The sequence below is a fragment of the Deltaproteobacteria bacterium genome, from assembly GCA_030654105.1.
Taxonomy (GTDB): domain Bacteria; phylum Desulfobacterota; class SM23-61; order SM23-61; family SM23-61; genus JAHJQK01.
The window spans coordinates 1-7275 of the sequence record JAURYC010000274.1 but is presented as its reverse complement, the minus strand read 5'-3'; the positions used below and the strand labels follow the sequence as shown (position 1 = coordinate 7275).

The following is a 7275-nucleotide window of genomic DNA, read 5'->3' as shown; positions in this document are numbered from 1 at the left end:
GCACTTGATATTCTTTGTTATTCCGGTGTTCTCACATCTCAGGGCACCGTTAAAATCGCAGAGCGTAAAACTGGCCCGCGATACATGGTTCATCTATCTCTTCTATTTACCGAGAAAGCATTTTCTGCGCCTAACTTTGCTGAAGCAATGACGTCTCTAAGTTTAACAGATTATCGTGAGTTCAGCAGTAACGACAGACAAATTGAAGCGTTCCTCGCTTCGTTGAAGGAGGCGGTCGACAAATGTCCGAACTGCTCAACGGATATTCCTCCTAATGCAAAATTCTGTTCGGAATGCGGTACCAAGGTAGAAACTACTTCCATAATAAGCGTCCTTTTGGAGGAGCCGGTTTCGGCCCTATCCATTAGTGAGCGCTTAAGGCTTAGAGTGGAACCACTCTATCCCCGTGTTGGTGACGTAATCCATGCTAGCCGCGAGGATATTATGAAGATAAAGTGGATTAAGGAAGTACGGTCCAGAATAATAAAAAATGCAGCAGAAGAGTTTATTTCCGGCTAGTTTAAATATAGCCCATAGCCGGGGGCACCTGGCGAATGGAATGTTGAAAGCAGCGGGACGCGGAATGGGGTCGGGCATAACTAATTAACTTTTACGACTTTCTTATTACGAATCAGATTTTTCTCCAAGATTTCCACACGATGAGCAGCCAAATTTGATTTTCACGGTTATTTTACATAGTCTGCAAGCCAGGCAACATACCTTTTAAAACCTGTCTTTCCTGCAATTTCCACGAGCTTTCGATCGGCGGTCACCAAAGTCGTTTCATGGATTTTCGGCAGGCTGGTAATGCATCAAAGGAGGGAGGAAGCATAAGTAATTAACGCTATTACACACACTGCAACCAAGGCCGCACCAAAAAATTCCCTCGCGGATATTACGTTTCTCCTCCATGGATCAGCACTCCTTGCTGAGAGGCAGGGGGGGTCAAAAGTCAACGGAGGAACTTCCCAGTGCCTTTGTCAAATTGAAAGTTTAACTTTCCATCAGCCAAATTAATTTTTACGCGGATTTGAGGCGCCGGTGGGGGTTGGATGGAGCAGTCTTCCCGCCTCACGGAGCTGGATTGTCTCTCTTTTTTAGCTCCTCAATCAAGAGGGGGACCACTTTACGAAAATCGCCCACGACTCCCAGGTCGGCGGTTTGAAAAATGGCCGCTTGGGGGTTGTTATTGATGGCGATGATTATTTTGGCATCCTGGATTCCCACTACGTGCTGGATCACGCCGGAAATGCCTACGCCTATGTAAAGTTTTGGACGGATGGTCTTGCCGCTTTGGCCGATCATTTGGCTTTCGGCAATCCAGCCTTCATCGAGTGGTGGGCGCGTGCCGCCCACAGCTCCTTGCAAATTTTCAGCCAGCCTTTCCAACAACTTCCAATCTTCCCGGCTTCCGATCCCTGCCCCGCCCGCTACAACTATTTCAGCCTCTTCAATCGACTGCATAGGTTTCTTTTCCCATTGTATCTCCACCACCTTTTGGTTTTCATCCTCAAGCTTGATCTCGACGGAAACGTCTTCAATCGTTCCCTTTTTTTGCCGAGGCTCGCCCCTCCGGAAAACGCCAGGCCGAACCGTGGCCATCTGGGGGCGGTGATTCTGGCAGAGAATGGTGGCCATCACTTTTCCACCAAAGGCAGGAACTACCTGCATGAGTTCGCCCTGGTCGTTGATATCCAGCTGGGTGCAATGAGCGGAAAGTCCGGTATTTATGCGGGCCGCTACGCGCGATGCCAGGTCTGATCCCAAAGAAGTAGCCGGCAGCAAAAAAAATTCCGGTTTCTTCCGGCGGATGAGCTCACAAACCACCCGCGTGTAAGGAAGCGTCAGATATTTTGCCAAACTAAAGTGATCTGCTAAAAAAACCCGGTCGGCCCCGTAAACCAGAAGCTGCTCGGCCAAAGCCTTTACGCCATGTCCCAGGAGAAGGGCACTGATTTCTGTCTCTCCCTTCTTGCTTGCTAAGATTTTTGCTGCGCTGAGAAGTTCCAGGGAGATTTCAGAAAGGCAGTTTTCTTCCTGTTCAGTAAAAACCCAGATCCCTTTCCATTCATCTAATTTATCTGCTGGCATGTAATAAAATCCCCAAAAATATTCACCACAGAGACCACAGAGAACGCCGAGAAAAATTTAATGTAACCGCTAAAAAAATACCGGCGCCAAAATTTTAATAAAGTTTTTGTTTTTACAATTTATCTGGTCCTCGGTGTCCTCTGTGAACTCTGTGGCAAAAAGGATTTAACCGAGGGCTTGGCGGATCTTGCGGATGATTTCTTTCACCATCTCCTCAGGTTCGCCGCTGATCATTTCCACCTGGCGTTTTATCTCGGGCAGAAAGATGCCGCCGGTCTGGGTGGGAGAACCCTTAAACCCCACCTCATCCGCGGAGATGCCCAAATCCGCGGCAGACCAAGTGATAAGGGGTTTGCTCTCCGCTTCGATTACTCCCAAGAGCGACGTAAAACGCGGGGTATTGATCTCCCGGGTCACGGTGAGGAGGGTAGGAAGCCGGCTTTCTAAGATCCGGTAACCTAATTCGACCAAACTCCTTGTGCGTATCTTACCTCCCTCAATGCTTTCCACCGCAACTACCTGGGTTACGTTGAGAATGCCCAGGAATTCGGCCAGCTGGGCCCCTACATGTCCGGTCGAGCCATCTAAGCTGTAGCTTCCGCAAAGGATGATATCGAAACTCCCGAGCTTAGCTATGCCTCGGGAAAGCACTAAAGAGGTCGCCCAGGTATCGGATCCGGCAAAAGCGCGGTCACTCAGCAAATATCCTTCATCAGCACCCATGGCCAAAGCTTCCACCAGGTTATCTTTGGCCGAAGGAGGTGCCATGGCCATGGCCATCACTTTTCCGCCGTGCTTTTCTTTAATCCGCAGTCCTTCTTCTAAGGCTCGTTTATCCAGCGGACCGAGGACGCTGGGAATCCCTTCCCTTTTCAACGCCTTGGTCACTGGGTCCAGTTGAATGCTATCCCAGTGCTTGGGGTCCGGCGCAGGCTTGAGACAGACAATGATATTCATTAAAAAATTTCGCCACAGAGAACACAGAGATAAGTTTAAGGTAAAATCTCGAAAAAGAAATACAACAAGGAATTTAAAGCCAAAAAAAATTATGGCAGTTTTTGTTTTTCAACTTCATATATTACTCTGTGTTCTCTGTGCCCTCTGTGGTTAAATTGTTTATTTAAACGACGTCAGGGCTTTGCGGGCCATGACGATACGCTGAATCTCGGAAGTACCGGCCGAGGCAATGAGGATTTCGGCATCGCGGTAATAGCGTTGAACCGGGTACTCCATCATGTAACCATAACCCCCGTGAATATCCACCGCCCTCTTGGCACAACGCACCGCGGCTTCTGTAGCATAGAATTTAGCCATGGCCATATCTACGTCACAACGGATTTTTTGATCCTTCATCCAGGCCGCCCGGTAGGAAAGGAGGCGGCTGGTCTCTAAATCCATATAGATGTCCGAGATCATCCATTGGATGGCCTGATGCTGGCTGATCGGTTTTCCCCCCAGGATTCTTTCGTTGGCAAACTTAACGGAGGCTTCCAGGCAGGCATTGATCACCCCCAAACCACAGCCAGCCATCCCAGCCCGGCCTACCTCGCTAATCGCTGCCATGGATATTCTTAAGCCATCTCCCTCATTCCCCAACAGGTTCTCCCTGGGAACGAAGCAATTGTCCATGGCGATCTCACCGGTGTTACACCCGTGGAGACCGAATTTTTTCTCCTTCCGCCCTAATTTAAAGCCGGGGAATGATTTCTCCACGATGAAGGCGCTGAACCCTTTGGGCCCTTCACCGGTTTTGGCCATAATGGTAATCGTGTCGGCTACATGGCCGTGGGTGATGAAACATTTTCTTCCATTGAGAACATAGCTGTCCCCTTGTAACTTGGCCGTGGTCTGTATACCCGTAGGATCAGAGCCACCGGTGGCTTCGGTAACTGCGATGGTTGATAGCCGTTCCCCCTTAGCCAGGGCCGGAAGATATTTTTTCTTCTGGGCTTCATTGCCAAATTCTATGATGGGAACGGTTCCCAGATGAAATATCTGCAAGGCCATCGCCATGGCGGCGGAAACTCGTCCCACCTCTTCCAGCATGATCATGCGCGCGAGATTCCCGAAAGCCGTTCCCCCGAATTCCTTGGGAATCAGGATGCCCATATACTGTTGCTTCCCCATCTCCTTATAAAGGTCCCAGGGAACTTCGTCGGTCTCTTCCATAGGCTGCACTTGGGGAGTTATCGCTCCTTCAGCAAACTCCCTGACGCTCTTTCTTAATAATTCGAGTTGCGCTGACAATTGAAAATCCATTTTTTCCTCCTTAGCAAGTGGGGTTAAAAATTTTCTTTTTTATGCCGGCGAGGCGATGTGACGGATGCTATTTTATATCATTTCGGTCCATAGTTGACAAGAATTCTATAAAAAAAGAGGCAAGAAGAAAAGGGTTTTCCTTTTCACTCTTGCCTCTCGCCTCTTACCTATCGCCTATTACCTATTGTTCTCCTTCGGCCGGTTTATCGGCCCCTTCTTTTGTTTTTTTCTTCCGGAGGTAAAAACGGTAAGCGAAAAAACCGATGCCGCCGATAACCACAAAAGTCAAGCCACCTCCGTAAAGGATACGCAGGATATAAGGGATCGGTTGATCGGCGAAAGACATTTTAAAATGAATCGGGCCCAGGAGGAGAGGGCTTGATAAAGACCGATCGTGGCATTGCACGCAGGAGGGAGTAGCCCCCTGTTTCTGGGGATGACCGGTATTTTCTGGATGACAGTTGGCGCATCCTTGCGTATCATACCGATCGGCCAAATTAACTTTCCGGTGGCCCATCAGGCGGTAAGTGGCCAGGGTTGCCAGGAGTCCTTCCGGAGATCTGGCCTCTTCATGGCACTTGACGCAGACACCCGGTAAACGTGAAGCCTGCACCGGCGATTGAGGATCTATAATCTTCCGCATATAGTGGGAAGTATGGCAGTCTTGGCACTGGGGAGCACGCTCCTGGCCGCTCTCCCAAACCATGCCATGCGTAGTCTTTTTATAGGTTTCCACCTGATCCGGGTGGCAGGATGCGCATCCCACTTCCGGGAACCCTGCTGCCGGGTGAAAGGTAGGCTTGGCTTCCTGATGGCAATCCATGCACCCCATCCCAGCCGCGCCATGGACAGAAGCCTTGAAGGCTTCCTCGTTAACGTAAAGAGAGAGAAGCGATCCGTCTTTTTTCCCTTTGCTGAGCCTGGGGTTCTTGTGGCAATTCAGGCAATCGGCATTCTCTGCCGCTTGTGCTGTCGTGGCCCAGAAAAGAAAGAAAGTAAAAAACGGGAGCAGAAACCACCTTGCTTTGCACCCGCCTTGCCGCTGCCCACTGCTCATTTCATCAACCATCCCTTTCTTGTCTTGCAATACCTTCCTATAGTTTGTCATTCTGGGCTTGACCCGGAATCCAGTATGTTCTCTGTCCGCCTGAGGCGGACCGCTTTCGCGGGAGTGACGATTTATTTTGATTTATTTATGCCGCTCTTTTATAAATTCTCCGAACTCCAAACTCTTTACTCCAAACTATTTATTCCGCACTCCGCATTCGCCATTCCGCATTCAAACCGCTCCGAACTCATTACTCCGAACTACATGGCCTTCTCCACCAGTTCGCTCAGGTCGAAGGAAGTCATTGATTCTTCTAACCCCTTCTCCTTGATTCCATCCCCGAGCATGGTCAAACAGTAAGGGCAAGCTGTTCCGACGGATTCCGCCTTGGTCTGGACTGCCTGCTCTGTACGCATCTGGTTGATGCGCGTTCCGATTTTCTCCTCCATCCACATCCGTCCGCCGCCGGCTCCACAGCAGAAGCTGCGTACCCCGCTGCGCTCCATCTCCACTAAGCGTAACCCTGGGATCGCCCGAAGGATTGTCCGGGGGGCCTCATAAATTTCATTGCCTCGCCCTAAATAACAGGAGTCATGATAGGTGACCGCTTTGTCGATCGGTTTGGTAAGTTTTAGCTTTCCGCTGGTCAAAGCGTCCGCAAGGAATTCCGTGTAATGCATGACTTCATAGTTTCCACCAAACTGCGGATATTCATTCTTCAAAGTGTTAAAGCAATGAGGACACATGGTCAGGATCTTCTTTACCCCGTAGTTGTTCAAGACCTCGATATTGGCTTGCACCAGTGTCTGGTAAAGATACTCATTGCCAATCCGCCGGGCGGAATCGCCGCAGCAGCCCTCTTCCGTTCCTAAGAAGGAAAACTTTGCTCCGCTGGCTCTCAGGGTCTTCACCAGAGAAGTGGCCACTCGCTTGTTCCGGTCGTCGAAGCTTCCAGCGCAGCCAACCCAGAAGAGAAAATCCACCTCCCCGTCTTCCGCCAAGGTCTTCAATTCCAGGCCTTTGGCCCAGTCAGCCCGGAGGCCCGAGCCCACGCCCCAGGGATTGTTGTTGTTCTCCATATTGCGGAAAACAAGCTGAACCTCGGAAGGAAAGCGGCTTTCCATCAGCACTAAGTAGCGGCGCATTTCTAAAAATTTGTCCATGCAAGGAATGAAAACGGGACAAACCATCGCACAGGCCAGGCAGTTGGTGCAGGCCCAGATCACGTCCTCCGAGATTACATCGCCAATGAGTTTCTTTCCCCCCTCGGCTTCAGGATCTTTTCCTTTACGGATGAGGGCCCCTTTTTCTTCCATGTGCGCCCGGATGGAATCCCAATTTTTCTTGGGAGCCAGAGGTTTGCCGCTCTGATAAGCCGGACAATGGTCAAGGCAGCGCCCACATCGCGTACAGGCGTCCATATCAAAGAGCTGTTTCCATGTCAAATCCTCGAGTTTGGAGGCCCCGAAGGTTTCGGCGGTCTCGAAATCACGGATGGGCGGCAACGCTCCCTTGGAGGTCAGCTGGCGCATATAAACATTCGCCGGTCCGGTAAAGATATGCAGCATGCGGGAATAGGGAATAAAGGCCACAAATCCCAAGACTAAAAAAAGGTGCAGGCGCCAGAGGAGGCGATGCAGAAGGATTTGGTTTGCATCTCCCATTCCGCTGAAGAATTGGGAAAATACCCATCCTATGGGTGTCCAGCCGGCCCATCCCGGCTGGGTTCTGGCAATGCGTAACCCTTCCACACAGAATCCGAGTCCGAAGATCCCGAGAAGAAAAAGAAGAGCGATTAAATTGCCAACCGTTGTATCGTAAGTAAGATTATCCGGTTTTTTAACATAGCGGCGGTAGAAGGCCAGGATTAAGCCGAC

The 7275-nt window shown here is 50.3% G+C and carries 6 protein-coding genes; 1 reads left to right on the top strand and 5 read right to left on the bottom strand.

The genetic code is table 11. The annotated features are described in order from the left end of the window. The coding region (locus tag Q7V48_11820) for a zinc ribbon domain-containing protein (GenBank protein MDO9211413.1) at positions 1-519 on the top strand (519 nt) is incomplete at its 5' end. Positions 520-1071: 552 nt separating this feature from the next. Here the strand turns inward: Q7V48_11820 and Q7V48_11815 are convergent. From Q7V48_11815 to Q7V48_11795, 5 genes are all read right to left on the bottom strand, one after another. Beyond that, positions 1072-2091: an electron transfer flavoprotein subunit alpha/FixB family protein gene (locus tag Q7V48_11815; protein ID MDO9211412.1), complete on the bottom strand. Its 1020-nt coding sequence runs from the start codon at positions 2089-2091 to the stop codon at positions 1072-1074. A 165-nt stretch (positions 2092-2256) separates the two neighbouring features. Further along, positions 2257-3048, bottom strand: a complete 792-nt coding sequence (locus tag Q7V48_11810; GenBank protein ID MDO9211411.1) for an electron transfer flavoprotein subunit beta/FixA family protein — start codon at positions 3046-3048, stop codon at positions 2257-2259. Between the two features lie 159 nt (positions 3049-3207). After that, complete coding sequence (locus Q7V48_11805) at positions 3208-4350, bottom strand: acyl-CoA dehydrogenase family protein (protein ID MDO9211410.1); 1143 nt, start codon at positions 4348-4350, stop codon at positions 3208-3210. Between the two features lie 181 nt (positions 4351-4531). Next, a complete protein-coding gene (locus Q7V48_11800) occupies positions 4532-5437 on the bottom strand; it encodes a cytochrome c3 family protein (protein ID MDO9211409.1) in 906 nt (301 codons plus the stop codon). Between the two features lie 221 nt (positions 5438-5658). Continuing rightward, on the bottom strand, positions 5659-7275 hold a 1617-nt coding region (locus tag Q7V48_11795; GenBank protein MDO9211408.1), incomplete at its 5' end, for a (Fe-S)-binding protein.

What these genes read in the sequence shown, in the direction of transcription:
- Q7V48_11815 (MDO9211412.1), bottom strand. Translation starts at nt 2,091, where the DNA reads ATGCCAGCAGATAAATTAGATGAATGGAAAGGGATCTGGGTTTTTACT.
- Q7V48_11810 (MDO9211411.1), bottom strand. Translation starts at nt 3,048, where the DNA reads ATGAATATCATTGTCTGTCTCAAGCCTGCGCCGGACCCCAAGCACTGG.
- Q7V48_11805 (MDO9211410.1), bottom strand. Translation starts at nt 4,350, where the DNA reads ATGGATTTTCAATTGTCAGCGCAACTCGAATTATTAAGAAAGAGCGTC.